This is a genomic window from Hymenobacter sp. UV11 (assembly GCF_004684095.1).
Lineage (GTDB): Bacteria > Bacteroidota > Bacteroidia > Cytophagales > Hymenobacteraceae > Hymenobacter.
The window spans coordinates 117,849-132,429 of sequence record NZ_SRII01000012.1 but is presented as its reverse complement, the minus strand read 5'-3'; the positions used below and the strand labels follow the sequence as shown (position 1 = coordinate 132,429).

General features: G+C 59.5%; 14 protein-coding genes. 2 read left to right on the top strand and 12 right to left on the bottom strand.

Going from position 1 to position 14,581, the window contains the following annotated elements; genetic code table 11:
* Positions 1-10 precede the first annotated feature (10 nt).
* From E4631_RS20940 to pdhA, 10 genes are all read right to left on the bottom strand, one after another.
* Entirely contained in the window at positions 11-2,137 is a 2,127-nt protein-coding gene (locus E4631_RS20940) for a SurA N-terminal domain-containing protein (protein WP_133655743.1), read from the bottom strand.
* 181 nt (positions 2,138-2,318) lie between these two features.
* Entirely contained in the window at positions 2,319-2,573 is a 255-nt protein-coding gene (locus tag E4631_RS20935) for a hypothetical protein (protein ID WP_133655744.1), read from the bottom strand.
* Between the two features lie 174 nt (positions 2,574-2,747).
* Positions 2,748-3,326, bottom strand: a complete 579-nt coding sequence (lptC, locus tag E4631_RS26035; RefSeq protein ID WP_166647935.1) for an LPS export ABC transporter periplasmic protein LptC — start codon at positions 3,324-3,326, stop codon at positions 2,748-2,750.
* Entirely contained in the window at positions 3,326-4,648 is a 1,323-nt protein-coding gene (locus E4631_RS26030) for a hypothetical protein (RefSeq protein ID WP_166647936.1), read from the bottom strand. Before E4631_RS26030 ends, lptC begins: the two co-directional genes overlap by 1 nt.
* Complete coding sequence (locus tag E4631_RS20925; protein WP_133655746.1) at positions 4,635-5,411, bottom strand: type III pantothenate kinase; 777 nt, start codon at positions 5,409-5,411, stop codon at positions 4,635-4,637. The genes E4631_RS26030 and E4631_RS20925 overlap by 14 nt, the downstream gene beginning before the upstream one ends.
* Positions 5,412-5,555: 144 nt before the next feature.
* Entirely contained in the window at positions 5,556-7,544 is a 1,989-nt protein-coding gene (locus tag E4631_RS20920; RefSeq protein WP_133655747.1) for a pseudouridine synthase, read from the bottom strand.
* A gap of 159 nt (positions 7,545-7,703) precedes the next feature.
* A complete protein-coding gene (locus E4631_RS20915; protein WP_133655748.1) occupies positions 7,704-8,087 on the bottom strand; it encodes a TraR/DksA C4-type zinc finger protein in 384 nt (127 codons plus the stop codon).
* A gap of 190 nt (positions 8,088-8,277) precedes the next feature.
* Complete coding sequence (gene ribH / locus E4631_RS20910) at positions 8,278-8,754, bottom strand: 6,7-dimethyl-8-ribityllumazine synthase (protein ID WP_133655749.1); 477 nt, start codon at positions 8,752-8,754, stop codon at positions 8,278-8,280.
* A gap of 189 nt (positions 8,755-8,943) precedes the next feature.
* The gene (locus tag E4631_RS20905; protein WP_240735125.1) at positions 8,944-9,708 is read right to left on the bottom strand and encodes a tetratricopeptide repeat protein; all 765 of its coding nucleotides are present in this window, start codon (positions 9,706-9,708) and stop codon (positions 8,944-8,946) included.
* A gap of 93 nt (positions 9,709-9,801) precedes the next feature.
* Complete coding sequence (gene pdhA, locus E4631_RS20900; RefSeq protein ID WP_240735129.1) at positions 9,802-10,764, bottom strand: pyruvate dehydrogenase (acetyl-transferring) E1 component subunit alpha; 963 nt, start codon at positions 10,762-10,764, stop codon at positions 9,802-9,804.
* Positions 10,765-11,059: 295 nt separating this feature from the next.
* On the opposite strand from pdhA, the gene E4631_RS20895 reads away from it, so the two are divergent.
* Both E4631_RS20895 and E4631_RS20890 read left to right on the top strand, forming a co-directional pair.
* A complete protein-coding gene (locus tag E4631_RS20895) occupies positions 11,060-12,187 on the top strand; it encodes a DNA replication/repair protein RecF (protein WP_133655751.1) in 1,128 nt (375 codons plus the stop codon).
* 110 nt (positions 12,188-12,297) lie between these two features.
* On the top strand, positions 12,298-12,615 hold the full coding sequence (locus tag E4631_RS20890) for a DUF721 domain-containing protein (RefSeq protein ID WP_240735123.1): 318 nt from the start codon (positions 12,298-12,300) through the stop codon (positions 12,613-12,615).
* Between the two features lie 477 nt (positions 12,616-13,092).
* Here the strand turns inward: E4631_RS20890 and E4631_RS20885 are convergent, their stop codons facing one another.
* The gene (locus E4631_RS20885) at positions 13,093-13,479 is read right to left on the bottom strand and encodes a helix-turn-helix domain-containing protein (protein WP_133655753.1); all 387 of its coding nucleotides are present in this window, start codon (positions 13,477-13,479) and stop codon (positions 13,093-13,095) included.
* 179 nt (positions 13,480-13,658) lie between these two features.
* A complete protein-coding gene (locus E4631_RS20880) occupies positions 13,659-14,531 on the bottom strand; it encodes a glycerophosphodiester phosphodiesterase family protein (RefSeq protein ID WP_133655754.1) in 873 nt (290 codons plus the stop codon).
* Positions 14,532-14,581: the final 50 nt, after the last annotated feature.

Genomic DNA, 14,581 nt, shown 5'->3' with positions numbered 1-14,581 from the left:
AGGGCAAGGCCTAGAAGAACTTCGAGCGGTTGTCCTGCACCTTGGCCTGGGCCTTGATGGCTTCGTAGATGAGGCCGTCCTGGCGCTGCTGGCGCTGCTGCATCAGCTGCTGGCGCACCATTTTCATATCGTTGGGGGTCGAGGGCAGCACGCTGGTGGCTTCTACTACCAGCACGCCCTGCTCGCCCTGGATAGGGGCCGACTTCTGGCCCGGCTTCAGGGCGAAAGCGCGACCTACGGCGTCGGGCTCAAAGCCCACGTTCGGAATCGTGCCCTGGCCCTGGGCCACGCCCTCGGCGGTTTGCACCACCGCGCCGTTGCCGGCCGTTTTGGCCAGGTCTTCGAGCGAGCCGGCTTTGCCTTGCAGCTTATCCATAATCTGCTTGGCCTTGAGTTCGTTGCGCACGGCTGCGGTCAGCTCGGGGCGAACATTCTCGATGGTGGCCGTGCCCTTGGTGCGGGCATCGGTTACGGCCGCAATCACGTGCAGCTCGCCAATGTCAAACTTGCGCACGTCGCCCACTTTCGTTTCGGCGCCGCCATCGGGGTTGAAGCCGAAGGCCCAACGCACGATTTCGCGCGAGCCGGGCAGGTTGTTGAGCGTCTGGGCATCGCGGGGCACAAACTTGGCTTCCTGCTTTTGCAGCGTCTTGTCTTTGGTGGGTAGGGTACGAAAATCGGCCAGGGTAGTGGCACCGGCTTGCAGCTGCTCGGCTTTGGCATAGGCGGCTTCGCGGGTGGCGTCGCTGGGCTGCACGTTTTTCACCACGGCGGCCACCTGGTAGGTCTGGTTGGTTTTGGGCGCTGTTACCTTAACGATGTGGTAGCCAAAGCTGGTTTCTACGAGGGTAGGCAGCAGGCCGGGCGACGAGGCCGCAAACACGGCCTTGCTGAACTCGGGCACCATGCGGCCTTCTTCAAACCAGCCCAGGTCACCGCCCTGGTCCTTGGTGCCGTCGGTGCCAAACTGCCGGGCCATCGCCGCGAAGTCGGCCCCCGCCTTGATTTTATTCAGAATATCCTGGGCCTGCGTTTTGGCGGCAGCCTTGGCTTCGGGGGTAGCGCCGGCGGGCTTGATGAGGATGTGGCTGGCGCGGGCGGCGGGCTTGGCGCCGGCCTTGGCACTAGTTACCTTATAGATAGCCAGCGCGTTGTTATCCACATACGGGCCGTACACCTGCCCTACTTTCAGGGGCAGCTGCTGGCGCAGCTTCTCAGGCAGTTCGGCCGGCGAGAGGTAGGCGTGGTTGTAGGGCTGGTCCGAGTTGGAGCGCACGAAGAGCGAGTCGTTGGGCGCAGTGCCAAACTGCTGGGCCAGGCCGGCCACGCTCTGGCGCAGGGCGGCGCTGTCTTCTTTGGTAGCTGCCTCGGGCACTACGATGTACTCAATGCTGCGGCCATCCTCCACCTTATAGCGGCTCTTGTGGCGGTCGAGGTAGTCTTGCAGCTGCGCATCGGTGGGCTTGAAAGCCGAGTCCGACACACTGGTGTAGGGCACGAAGAGGTAGCGAAAGGTTGCCTTCGCGTTCTGGGACTGGTCGAAGTACTTGGCCTCGGCGGTGGTCACGTACACCGAGTTTTTGAGCAGGGCGTTGAACTTGTTCACCGGCCGGTCGAAGTCGCGCAGGCTCGCCTCAAAGTTGTGGAACGCCGCCTGGGCCTCGGGCGGCAGCTTGTCGAGGTTCCGGAGGTAGTCGATAAGACGGGCGCGGTCAAACTGCCCCGTTTTGGGGTCGGTGAAGGCCTGCTTAATGGCGGGGCTGGGATTATCGCCCTGCACCATATCCACGGCCTCATCGTCGCCCACGGCCAGGCCGAGCTTGTCGATTTCGGGCTGGAAGGCGCGGCGGTACAGCAGCTGGTTCCAGGTTTGGTCGCGCAGGTAGCCCAGCGACTGCTCGTCGGGCGGGCGGCCCTGCTGGTTGGCAAAGTTTTGCTTGGCTTGCTCCAGCGCGGCGTTGAATTCGGGCAATTCAATCTTTTCGCCGTTCACCTCGCCCACCACATTGCCATCGCGGCCAAAGAGGCGGTTTTTACCCCCAACCAGGTCGCCGCCCACAATAAAGAGCAGCATTCCGACGGCGACGGCGCCTACGGCTACCCCCGATTTTTCCCGTATCGTGTTAATTAAAGCCATTAATTCAAAAGTTGATTGTCGATAAATGATTGTTGGGAAGCAATAGTCTGACTTGGTGAAGGCAAACAATCAACAATTAACAATTCAGCCATCAACCCAAAAGAGGCGCAAAATAACCATAAACCCGCCGAACTATCAAGCTCCTACCCCCCTAGGTGGGCCCGAAGTGGGCTCCCTGCCACTAGCGGCGCTTCTTATTTTTTCGGGCGGGCTTGTTTAGCTCCGCCACTTGCTTGGCTACTTCAATCTCCTTGAGCCGGCGGGCCTCCTTCTGCCGCCAGTAGTTGAGGGGCAGCCAGCAGGACAGCGAAATCATAAATATCCAGTAGTTTTTCTGCAGGTCCTTCTCTAAAATGGTCTGGTACACGCCGATAACAAACGCCACCACACCGAAGGAAAAAAGCACGGTGCGCAGCAAGGATTTATCAAATTTCATAGACTGATTACTAAGTATTAATGCTGATTGTTAATTACTTGCCTAATACGAGCAGCGCAAATCAGGCGCGTTCGAACGGATACCCGCACCAGTTAGTCAAAGTCGTTCTGGTGCGATTAGTTCGCTGCGCTGGTACTGCTTAGCAATTACCCATCAACAGCTGCCAACCAACCATTACTTACCCAGCCGCTGGGCTTCGGCCAGCGAGAAAACCCCTTTTGGCTGGTGAATGCCGTAGCGCGAAAAATCCTGGTTCGCAGTGAGGCCGTTGCCGGTGAGCACCTCGGTGGGCGTTTGCACGCGCACAAACATGGCGCTGTCGGTATAGATTTTTTGCTGACTAAGGTTGTAAAAGAGCTCTTCGGTATCGAGCTGCTGCTGCTCGGGCACGTTGGCCACCTTCACCGCGCCGCGCAGAATGTAGAGCTGCTTGGCGTTGTCAAACTTCGCCCACTTGGCCTTAATGGTGTTCACGACAATTTTACCGGGCTTATCGTACACCGTGACGATGGCACCCTTGGGGTAGAGCCGGTCGCTGTTCTCAAAAATCTGCTCCAGCGGCGCGGTCAGGCGAATGTGCAGCCGCGCCGAGTCGCTGAGCAGCGTCACCACGTTCTCCGTTTCGAACAGCGGGCCGTTATAGATAATGCGCTTCACTGCATCATCTTTCTTCTGGCAGCCCGCGGCCAGCAGGCCCACCAGCAGCAAGCAGGCCGCGCCCCTACCCCCCCACTTGGCACCCAAGCGGCGCACTATTGCAGGCGCCGCTTGATAAACCAGCGGTTGCTGAGGGTGGCCCCCACCTGCAGGCGCAGGTAGTTTTCGCGCACGTTGCTCGTGCCGTTGTCGCCGTAGAGGTAGCTGGTATTGCCCCGAATGCCGTAGATGAACGCCAGGTTGATAACAGTCGATTCGAGGGGGGTAGCCGTAGGCAGCGGAAACGCGAAGCCCCAGTGCACGGCCCGGTCGTAGAGCTGCTGACCGAGTGGCGCATACGGCATCTGGGCCACGCTGAGGCCCACGCGGTACGTGACGCGCTGGAAATAGTGCTCTACCGAGCCGGGGTCGGGCGTAAACTCGCCGCCACCAGCCAGGCGCCAGGTGTTGCTGAGGCCCGCCGTGGAGAGCAAGCTAAACGAATTGAACTTGGACCACTGCTGGTACGACGCATCGAAGCTGCCCGACCAGTTGCTGCCATTGTCCAGGGTCAGGCCCACTTGCGAGAGCGAGGGCACAATGGTGTTGCCCGAATCGTCCGAGAGCTGCGTGGTGGTGCCAATAACGGCGCCGTTGACATCGCGCTGCTCCGTAGTGCGCTGCCGCGAAGCCTTCAGATTGGTTTGAAAAGTATGCACGCCGCCCAGGTTGAAGTTCAGCGTTTTGCCAAACTTGTGGCGGTAGTGCGCCGACGCCCGAAACAGGAAGTCGGAGTAGCGCAGCAGCTCCTCGTCCACTACCAGCTGCTGGGCCGAAATAGTGGGGGTAGTGATGGCCGTGCCCGTCGTTTGGTCAATGGTGCCAAACAAATACGAAGCGCTCACGCCAATATTGAAGTCGCGCAGCACGTGAATGCCGTGGGCAAAGTAGGCTTCTGAGAGGCCGCCCGTGCCCGCGTATTGCCGGTAAGCCACCGCATTAGGGTCGCCGTTGACCACCCCAGCATTAGTCGCCTGGTAATCGACGGCGCTGTAGGGCTTGAGGCCGATGGCCGCACCCCAGCGCTTATTAAGCGGCACTGCCAGGGCCAGGTAGCCCAGCGTGCCCGAGCCGCCACGGTTTGAGGTAGCCGCGTTGCGCACCGTTTTTACCTGGGCATTGAAGGCCGCCTCCCAGGTAGTGCGGGGCGTGTAAGCCAGCAAGGCGGGGTTTAACTCGTTGACGTTACCCGTGTTAGGTGCGGCCAGGCCTGTGCCGCCCATACCTAGCTGGCGCACGCCACCGTAGTTGCCCGCGTAGTCGCCCAGGCCCAGGCGCGAGTACGGCGAGTTGCCTAGCCCCTGCCCCAGTGCCGAGCCGGCGAAAAGAGTAGCAACGGCCGTCAGCAGGGCCCCGGATAGTTTTTTAGTTGTCAACATTATAGCGTAAAATCTTATCCAAGCCCAGCAGCACCAGTTCTGGCACGGCAAAGATACGGCCGGCCAGCGGCGTAAGAGCTGCCGTCAGGTACGGAGCGTCGCCGCCAGTCAGTACTACTGTCAAATTGGGGTAGCGCTGCTGGTACTCGGCCACCCGGCCGCGCACCTCGGCGGCCGTGCCGCCTACCACCCCACTCAGCAGCGAAGAGGCCGTAGAGCTGCCAATTAGTTGCACCAGCTCGGTGGCCGGCGGCAACTCTACCAACGGCAACCGGCCCGTGAACGTGTGCAAGGCCTGCAAGCGCATACGCAGCCCCGGTGCAATACTGCCACCGTGGTAGGTGCCATCGGCCGTGACGAGGTCTAGCTTCAGGGCCGTACCCGCGTCGATGATAAGCACATCCTGCCCGGGATACTGGCTGGCTGCGCCCACGGCCCCGGCCAGCCGGTCGGGGCCTAGCGTGTGGGGGGTAGCGTAGGCGTTATGCAGAGGCACCGGCGTAAAGCCCGGCCGAAAAGGCAACACTTGGGCTAAGCCGTCAACTGCGGCCAGCTCAGCCAGCCAGGGTTGGGTGGCGGCCTCATCGGCCACCGACGACAGGATGGCCTGTCGGGGCCGCGCCCGTTGCCACAGCACCGCCAGCTGCGTAGGTATAGTCAGCACGCCGCTTTCGCGGGCACCTTCCGGCCCAAACAGCCCATATTTCAGCGCGGTATTGCCGAGGTCGAGGGCAAGGGTTGTTTGTGTTAAGCTATCAACCATTTTAGTACTTTCTCAAAAAAGGCCGTCATGCTGAGCTTGTTGAAGCAGCTCTACCACGCCGTTGGGTTACTAATCCTAGCGGCGTGATAGAGCTGCTTCAACAAACTCAGTATGACGGCCTTTTTTGAGAAATCAACAAGTCTGTTACATGAAGTACTTCAACCGAATAACCTCTTGCTCACTCAGGAAGCGCCACTTGCCGCGGGATAGCTCTTTCTTAGTAAGGCCCGCGTACTGCACGCGGTCGAGGGCCACCACATCGTAGCCGAGGTGCTCAAAAATGCGGCGCACAATGCGGTTGCGGCCCACGTGCAGCTCGATGCCCACGAAGTGCGGGTTGCCGGCCACTACGGCCACGTCATCGACTTCGGCCTTGCCATCTTCCAGCTCTAAGCCGGCGGCAATTTGCCCCAGGTGCTCGGCCGTCAGGGGCTTATCCAACTCAGCCTGGTAGATTTTCTTGTTCTTGTGCGAGGGGTGCGATAGCTTTTGGGCTACCTCGCCGTCGTTGGTGAAGAGCAGCAGGCCCGTAGTGTTGCGGTCGAGCCGGCCCACTGGGAAAATACGCTCCTTCGACGCAGTAGCCACCAACGACATCACCGTTTTGCGGCCCTCGGGGTCGTCGGTAGTCGTAATAAAGTCCTTGGGCTTGTTCAGCAGCACGTACACCAGCTTCTCGCGGTTGAGGTTGGTTTTGCCGTACTGCACCGTGTCGGTGGGCTGCACTTTGTAGCCCATCTCGGTAATCACCTCGCCATTGACCCGAATTTCACCCGAGGCGATAAGCGCATCGGCCTCGCGGCGCGAGCAGATGCCCGCGTTGGCGATGTAGCGGTTCAGGCGCAGCTCTTCGTTGCCAAAGTCTTCCTCGCTGGCCCGGCGCTTGTTGCCGCGCGTCTTGTCGTTTTCGTAGTGCTTGAGGTTTTTATAATCGGGCGCCTGGCCCATCGTGTCGCCACTGCGGCCTTTGTCGGTGCTGCCGTAGGTAGTGCCGCGGCGCGGGCCACTCTGGGCTTCACGCATGGCCTCACGGCGCTCGCGGAACGTGCCGCTGCTCGTGTTGGACGGGCGCTCGCCGTAGCTGCGCGGCTTGCCAAAGGCACCTTCGGTGCGCTCGCGGCTGGGGCCCCGGTCGTTGCCATAGCTGCTGCGGCGGTCGTCGCGGCTGCCGGAGCTATCACGGCGGTCGCTACCCCCCCGCTCACCGCCGAAGCTGCGGCGCTCAGTGCCTTCGCCACTGGCGGGCCGGCGGTCGCCATAGCTGCTGCGGCGGTCGTCGCCACCCGGCCGGTCGCCGGTTTCGCGGCGCGGCCCACGGTCGTCGCGGCGCTCAGAGCCTTCTTCGCGGCGTGGGCGCGGGTTGGTATCGCGCTCTTCAAACGAGCGGCGCTCGTCGCGCCCCGTGTACACGGGGCGGTCGCTGGCCGGCGTTACGGGCGTGCCATCGGGGTTGGTTTTAATAAACTTGCGGTTGCGCTCGCCCTGGCCACCACGCGGCACGGTCGGTTTGCCTTCGTAGCGTACCGGTTGGCCCTGCCAAATGGGTTTGGGGGGGTAGGCGGGGCGTTCGCTGCGCTCCTCGCGGTTGTCGCGGCGCTCGCCACCTTCGCTATTTTGCTCAGGGCGCCGGGGCCGGGCATCGCGGTCGCCACCAAAGCTGCGTTTCTCGCCGTAGCCGCCACGCTCGGGGCGGTCGCCGCCGAAGCTACGGGCGGGCCGGTCGCTGCGCTCGGGGCGGTCACCGCCAAAGCTGCGAGCTGGGCGGTCGCCACGGTCAGGCCGGTCGCCGCCAAAGCTGCGGGCTGGCCGGTCACTACCGCCACTGGGCCGGTCACCACCAAAGCTGCGCTTCTCGCCGTAGCCGCCGCGCTCGGGGCGGTCGCCGCCGAAGCTACGCTTCTCGCCAAAATTGGGCTTGTTGAAACCGCCGCCACCACCGGGTCGGGAGCCAAACTTGCCGCCGCCTTGCCCAAACGTGGGCCGGGCGGGCGAGTAGCCTTCGCCACGGCTGTCGGGCCGGCTGCCTTTATAATTACTACTGGTGGCACCGCGTGCCTCGCCGCCCGGCCGCCCGGTGCCACCAGCCGCGCCGCGCCGGCCTGGTTTATCTTCCGAAGAATGTTGCTTGCCCATGTTACTTTATAGGGTTATCTAATGCTGGCTTATAGTCCCGCGCCGCCGGCGCTGGTAAGTGCTACCCCTGCCCAGCGGGCAAGTGGTAAAAAAGGTCCGGACCCGCAGGCCGCCGCCGAAGCGCCGGGTGCGGGTCCGGACCTTTATACGTAGTGGTACCTAGTCGCGACGGGCCATCTTGGCCTCAATCGAATGCTGGGTATGCGGCACCGCACGCAGGCGCTCCCGAGGGATGAGCTTGCCCGTACCAATGCACACCCCGTAGGTGCCATTCTTAATGCGCGTCTGCGCATTCTCTAGCTGCTGAATGAACTTCATCTGGCGCGAAGCCAGTTGGTTTAGGCTCTCCTTCTCGGCAGTTTCTGCACCGTCTTCGAGCACCTTCAGCGAAGCCGCCGTGGTGTCGGTGCCCGACTCGTTGTTACGGGTCAGCGTTTCCTTGATGAAGGACAACTCCTTGCGAGCTGCCGTTAGCTTATCCTGAATAATCTGGTCAAACTCAGCTAAGTCTTCCCGCGAATAGCGGAGGTTTTCCTCGGACATCGAAAAGCAGGTAAAAAAGTAATAAATTGAGAGCGACAGGCCAACGACCTGGCAAAACCAACGCGTTGCTAAACCAAAAAGTTTAGTAGCGCAAGCAGCATTCGCTTCGTTAAGAAACGCGCCGAAATGGTTTCGCGGGGGCAAAGGTAATTAGTTTCAGCAGCTTTGCTTCGCTTGCTACTCCTTTGCCTCAGAATCCGAGCATTTGAATAGCCGCTACCGCAGCCTCCACGCCCTTGTTGCCGTGGCGCCCGCCGGCCCGGTCCCAGGCCTGCTCCAGCGTGTTGGTAGTTACCAGGCCAAATATCACGGGCTTATTATACTTCAGCCCAACCGTAGTGAGGCCCTGTGCCACGGCGTGGCAGATGTAATCGTCGTGCTTTGTGTCGCCCTTGATTACTACTCCCAGGCAGATAACCGCGTCCATTTCATCATGCTGGGCCAGCAGCTGTGCCCCCAGCGTCAGCTCAAAGCTGCCAGGCACGGTATTGCGGAAGATATTCTCTGGCTGGGCCCCGTGCTTCAGCAGCGTCTCGTAGGCACCGTTGCTGAGCGTATCGGTCAGCTCGCGGTTCCAATCGGCCACGACCAGGCCAAAGCGCTTTTCACTGATGTCGGTGAAGCCAGCGCTGTCGTAAGTACTCAGGTTTTGGAGGGAAGTAGCCATAAAATCGCAGATTTTGCGGATGAAGCAGATTTCGCGGATGCGACCAGCGCAGGCGGGCGGCAGGGCCTCACCTTTATGTTCGTTGCTGGATTGGGGATGAAAAAGGGGGGGTAGGGCTCGCTAAATGGCAACGGCGCTTCCCTAGTGTGGGAAGCGCCGTTGCGGCTTCGAGCGTTCTATTAGGTATGCTTACTGGGCAAGGCCAGCCTTGCGCTGACGCGCCTCGGCGGCTTCCTGGGCCGCCGGGTAGTCGGTCAGAATCCGGTCATATGCCTTGGTGGCGCCGACATTATCCTTGGCTGCTTCCAGCGCAATGCCTTGCTTCAGCACGTAGCCGGGCGAGAAGTACTCGTTGGCATTGTGGTCGGCAGCCTTGGCATAGAGGTCGGCGGCATCTTTGGGCTGGTTCAGCTCCAGCTTGGCGTCGCCCATCAGCGAGTAGGCCCGCGACTGCACTAGGTAGTCATCCGAGCTAAACTTATCCAAGTAGTTGTAGGCATCCTGAAACTTACCCTGCTTTAGTGCGGCCACGCCGGCGTAGAATTCGGCGAGGTTACCGGCTTTAGTGCCGCTGTACTCAGTGGCCACTTTGGCGAGGCCGGGGTACTTGCCGTCGCCTTTGGTAGCCTTGCCAAGCGAGTCAGCCTCCCAGTAGTCTACAGCCTTGAACATGGCGTTTTGCGCCTGCGTGTTCTGCTCCGTGCGCCAGTAGTTGTAGCCAAACGCGCCCGCGATGGCCGCCACTACCACCACCAGAATACCCAGCAATACGTTCCGGTTGCGTCGCACAAAATCTTCCGATTCCGCCAGGCGAGCCGCCAGGGCATCGGGGTCTTCGAGCAACGGATTTTCGGTCACGTAGCTTTCTTCGGCCGGGGCCAGCGGGTCGGTCGAAACCGGACGAACGGGCTGGCGGGCTCCCGGCGTTTTGCCGGTGTATGGAATCTTAGACATTGGGATAGGTAGCTCAGCGCCGCTTGGCTTTTGCAAGACTTGCCGCACAGGAGGCCACCCGGCTACGCAAGCAAGGGGCCGGGTTAATAAGAATTAATCGTGGATATACGGATAATCACTCTGCACGTATACATCGTGATATAGCTCAGATGCATCGGGGTAGGGCGAGTTCTCCGCGAACTCAACCGACTCCTGCACCCGGCCTTTGATGCGCTCATCAATAGCGGTTAGCTCATCCTCCGTCGCCATGTTGTGCGTGAGGATGGTGTGGCGCACTGATTCAATCGTATCGCGGTGGCGGTACTCTTCTACTTCCTCCTTGGTGCGGTACTTGGCGGGGTCACTCATCGAGTGGCCTTTGTAGCGGTAGGTTTTAAACTCCAGGAAAGTCGGGCCTTCGCCACTGCGGGCGCGCTCAGCAGCGCGGGCCACGGCCTTGTGCACGTCCTCCACGTTCATGGCATTCACAGGCTCGTTAGGCATCTGGTAGCCTTCCGCGATGATGTGCAGGTCGGTCACGTTGGAGGTGCGCTGCACCGAAGTGCCCATGGCGTACCCATTGTTCTCAACTACAAAAATCACGGGGAGCTTCCACAGCATGGCCATGTTGAAGGCCTCATGCAAGGCACCCTGGCGCACCGCGCCGTCGCCCATGTAGCAGATGCACAGCTTGCCCGTCTTGTTATACTTCTCGGCGAACGCGATACCGGCGCCCATCGGAATCTGCGCGCCCACGATGCCGTGGCCACCCATGAAACCAACTTCCTTGTCGAACATGTGCATCGACCCGCCTTTGCCTTTCGAGCAGCCCGTGGCTTTGGCAAACAGCTCGGCCATTATCGCATTGGGCGATGTGCCGAGCGCCAGTGGGTGCGCGTGGTCGCGGTAGGCGGTGATGTACTTATCACCTTTCTCTAACGCCGATACGGCCCCGGCAACGCAGGCCTCCTGGCCAATGTACAGGTGGCAGAATCCTTTGATTTTTTGTTGGCCGTAGAGCTGGCCAGCCTTCTCTTCAAACTTGCGCATGAGCTGCATCTGCTCATACCACGCCATGTAAACTTCTTTCGAAAACTCCGGTTGGTCGGGTGAGGTAGCAAGGGGCTCCTCGCTATTATTGCCCCCGGCGTGCGCGGCAGGCAATACTTCGACAGCTGGCTGCGCTGCGGTTTCGACGCCGGTTTTGGCATCAACTACCTTCGAGGGCTGGCCTTTGGCACTTTTACTACCGTTGGCGCTAGCCTTCGGCGCATCCTTTACTTTTGACTCCGCCATAATTCGGGGTATATAATTTCGCGTTGGGAGGGCGAAATTACGTAATTCTGCTCGTACTCCCACCCCATTGCTTCGAATGACGCTCGACCAGCTCCACCTACTTTTTTTCAAGAATTACGAAGAAGCCAGCCTGGCCTTCAGCCCCGGCATCAATTGCTTCATTGGTGACAATGGCAGCGGCAAAACCAACCTGCTCGACGCTATTCATTACCTGGCACTTACCAAGAGCGCTTTCGCTAGCACCGACGCCCAGGCCATCAAGCAGGGTGCCGATTTCTTCGTGGTTAAGGGCAGCTTTTCGACGCCGCCAGCCGAGCGGCCCGAAACCATCCAGGTTAGCTTGCGCGTGGGCCAAAAGAAGACCATTACGCACGATAAGCAGCCCTACGACCGCCTGGCCGACCACATCGGGCGCTACCCGGCCGTACTTATATCCCCCTATGATACCGACCTTATCCGGCAGGGTAGTGAGGAGCGCCGACGGTATTTCGACAGCCTGCAGTCGCAGCTAGACCACGAGTTTCTAGAGCTACTTATTCAATACAATGGCTTGCTGCGCCAGCGCAATGCCACGCTAAAACTGAGCGGCAGCAGCCAGGGATTTGACGCGCTGTACTTGCAATCTCTCGATGACCAGCTTGCGCCTCTGGGTGAGCGGCTGGCCGCGCTACGGGCTGGATTCGCCACGCAGTTCGTTCCCGTATTTCAGCGGCACTACCTACAGCTAGCCGATGGGCGGGAGGAAGTTTCGCTGGATTATAAGAGCCAACTGACCGGCCAGAACTTCCGCCACCTGCTGCTGGCTAACGAGCGCCGTGACCTGGCTTTGCAGCGCAGCACCACCGGCCCCCACCGCGACGACTTCGTTTTTCTAATGGATGGGCTGCCGGTAAAGAGCTATGCCTCGCAGGGCCAGCAGAAGTCGTTTGCCATTGCCCTAAAGCTCGCCCAGTTTGAACTGCTGGCCCAGCGGACCCAAGCTGCGGGGGCGGCGTTGGCCAAGCCCTTGTTACTACTAGATGACATCTTTGACCGCCTCGACGATAAGCGCATTGCCCGGCTGCTGGAGTTGGTGGCCGACCACACATTTGGGCAAGTCTTCCTAACCGATACCAACCTGGACCGCACCAATCAGGCGCTAGCCGGAGTAAGCAGCGCTATCAAGCAGTTTGAGGTGCAAGCCGGGAGCGTGCGGGCAATTTGACTTTTGGCTACCCGCTTCGCCGGCGCTAAGGCGTAATTTTGGGGAGAGCAATGCCCCTTTACCACGCGCCTTTTTTGGGGGCTGGCACGGGACATTCGCCGCCCCAAGCCGTGAAAAAACCTAGCCTCTCCCCTACCGCTCGTCGGGCCGATATTATCCCGCTGAAGGAAGGACTGGAAGCTCTCGTGCGGGCCTACCGACTCGGTGGCAAGCTCAACGAGGTAACCGTGGTTGCCAGCTGGGAGCGCGTGATGGGAAAGGCAGTAGCCCTCAAAACCCAAGAGGTGTACGTGGCCAAGGGCAAGCTGTTTGTCCGGCTCTCTTCCGCCCCACTCAAGCATGAGCTAGTGATGGCGAAGACCCGCGTACTGGAAATGCTAAACAACGAAGTGGGTGCGCAGGTGGTGAGCGAAGTAGTGTTTCTATAATAACTCGGCAGGCGGGCGGTCACTCTCACTTTTGGCTTCTTGGTGGCCGCTGTTCCCTACCCCCCCCTTCCCAACAGTGCCGAGGCTCACACAGCCGGGGCCTTCTTGTCAGCAAGCGTTCATCATTGGCGTGGCTAGCTAGGTGGCCATTCAGGAAGCCTACAGGCCGTCGCCGGGAACTTACAAAGAGCCTTACTGCACTCAGCCAGACAGTCGCCCAGCTGGTCGAACTGCGCAAGCACGCCGAGGTCTTCGCGAACTTAGAATGACAGGGAGGGGCTACCTAACCAACTGTTATTTCTGCACTACAATGGGCTATGATTCACAAGCGTCTTATGTCCGAACCTGACCTAATCTAAGCCATTAGCCGGCGAGGTGCTTTTTGCGTTTGCTACCCCACTGCCACACCCTGTAACCCTGATACGCAAGCAAACCGATTCGAAATAAGACAAAAATGTTTCACGTGGAACATTTTTGTTACTTAGGACCATACACCTTTAGCAGAAGCTCATTGTAAGCCTCTAGGAGGGCAATATATTTCGTTTGCAGGGCTAAAAGCTGCTTGGTGGGGTCCGAATCGGCAGGAACAGCGGTCGTTACACGGGGTGTTACAGTATGTGTAACAGCAGAGCGGACAGATGATGTTACAAATGGCAGAACAGATTGCTCGGCTGTTGTAAAATCTTGAGAGAAATCATGTCCGATAATTATACCAACGTTTTTTACGAAGTTGGCGTCCAATGTATCATCCTTGAATTTACGGTAGATGGTCGGGCGTGTAATACCCAGCTCCTCCACGATGCGCGTGATGGAAATACCGCTGGTTTTAATAGCTTCTTGCAGTATTTCGCCCTGATGCGGCATGAGTAGAGAAATGGATTACAGTGATAATACAAAGATGTGGCGGACAGTAGTGTAAACCAAATAGTTGTGCGAATAAGCAGCGTTACTATTACACGTGGGTTGTGAAACACATTATGTGATTACAGTAATTAGTGTAACGCTGCGTGCCGGGATACTGAAAGTGTAATGCCCCTACTGTATCACACCTCTTTTGACAGCAATTCGAGCAATTGCTCAGGATAATCGGTGGTGATGCCGGCTACCTCCCACGCTAGTGCCTGGGTGAAATCTGCTAGGCTGTTCAGTGTCCATGGTACAAGCCGCAAGCCAGGGTAAGCGGCTTGTAGCGCTTGAACTGTATCGGTTGACAGCAACTCGAAGTCGGGGCCATACGTGTCCGGGACAAAGCCAAGCTCTTCAAACAATGTCGAGGCCGGAGTAAGGTTTTCATTGAGCAGGCATAGCGCCTGGTACGGTGCCTGCGCCCGAGCTGCCTGCAGAATACGCAGGTCGAAGCTGAGCAACGTGGTGCGCTCAGCTACGCCGGCAGCTTGCAACTCGGCTAGTACAAGCTCGACGAAAAGCGGGGGGGTAGGGTGAAAAATATCGTCGCCCGCGGGGCTGCTTTTCACTTCAACGGCATAGCCTACGTTGGGGCGACCGGCTAGATAGCAGGCGCTTTCTACGGCCTGCAATACGTCGCGCAGCAGGGGGCGGTAGGTGGCTGCGGGTACCTGCATGGGAAAGGCCGCCAGCGGTAGCGCACCGACCACGCAGCGCCGAATGATGGCGTAGGGCATTTGGTAGAGATTGTAGGTGCGCTCGTGCTGCGGGCTGATGCGCTCGTCGTTGGGGCCAGTGCCCAGGCGGGCCGATAGCCAAGGCTCGTGTGCCACTACTACCTGCTGGTCGCCGGATATCACTACGTCGAGCTCCAGGACGTCGACGCCCAATTCCAGCGCGTGTAGAAAGGCGGGCAACGTGTTTTCGGGGCGCAAACCCCGGCAGCCGCGGTGGCCGTGTACTTCGGGCCGGTAGCCTGGCGAAATAGGGATGGGTGAGGTTGCTGACATACCCCATTGTACGCAGGTAAAGGCGCCGACAGACGGCTGGCCAGTAGCTT

What these genes read in the sequence shown, in the direction of transcription:
- E4631_RS20940 (WP_133655743.1), bottom strand. Translation starts at nt 2,137, where the DNA reads ATGGCTTTAATTAACACGATACGGGAAAAATCGGGGGTAGCCGTAGGC.
- E4631_RS20935 (WP_133655744.1), bottom strand. Translation starts at nt 2,573, where the DNA reads ATGAAATTTGATAAATCCTTGCTGCGCACCGTGCTTTTTTCCTTCGGT.
- E4631_RS26030 (WP_166647936.1), bottom strand. Translation starts at nt 4,648, where the DNA reads ATGTTGACAACTAAAAAACTATCCGGGGCCCTGCTGACGGCCGTTGCT.
- E4631_RS20925 (WP_133655746.1), bottom strand. Translation starts at nt 5,411, where the DNA reads ATGGTTGATAGCTTAACACAAACAACCCTTGCCCTCGACCTCGGCAAT.
- E4631_RS20920 (WP_133655747.1), bottom strand. Translation starts at nt 7,544, where the DNA reads ATGGGCAAGCAACATTCTTCGGAAGATAAACCAGGCCGGCGCGGCGCG.
- E4631_RS20915 (WP_133655748.1), bottom strand. Translation starts at nt 8,087, where the DNA reads ATGTCCGAGGAAAACCTCCGCTATTCGCGGGAAGACTTAGCTGAGTTT.
- ribH (WP_133655749.1), bottom strand. Translation starts at nt 8,754, where the DNA reads ATGGCTACTTCCCTCCAAAACCTGAGTACTTACGACAGCGCTGGCTTC.
- E4631_RS20905 (WP_240735125.1), bottom strand. Translation starts at nt 9,708, where the DNA reads ATGTCTAAGATTCCATACACCGGCAAAACGCCGGGAGCCCGCCAGCCC.
- pdhA (WP_240735129.1), bottom strand. Translation starts at nt 10,764, where the DNA reads ATGGCGTGGTATGAGCAGATGCAGCTCATGCGCAAGTTTGAAGAGAAG.
- E4631_RS20895 (WP_133655751.1), top strand. Translation starts at nt 11,060, where the DNA reads ATGACGCTCGACCAGCTCCACCTACTTTTTTTCAAGAATTACGAAGAA.
- E4631_RS20885 (WP_133655753.1), bottom strand. Translation starts at nt 13,479, where the DNA reads ATGCCGCATCAGGGCGAAATACTGCAAGAAGCTATTAAAACCAGCGGT.
- E4631_RS20880 (WP_133655754.1), bottom strand. Translation starts at nt 14,531, where the DNA reads ATGTCAGCAACCTCACCCATCCCTATTTCGCCAGGCTACCGGCCCGAA.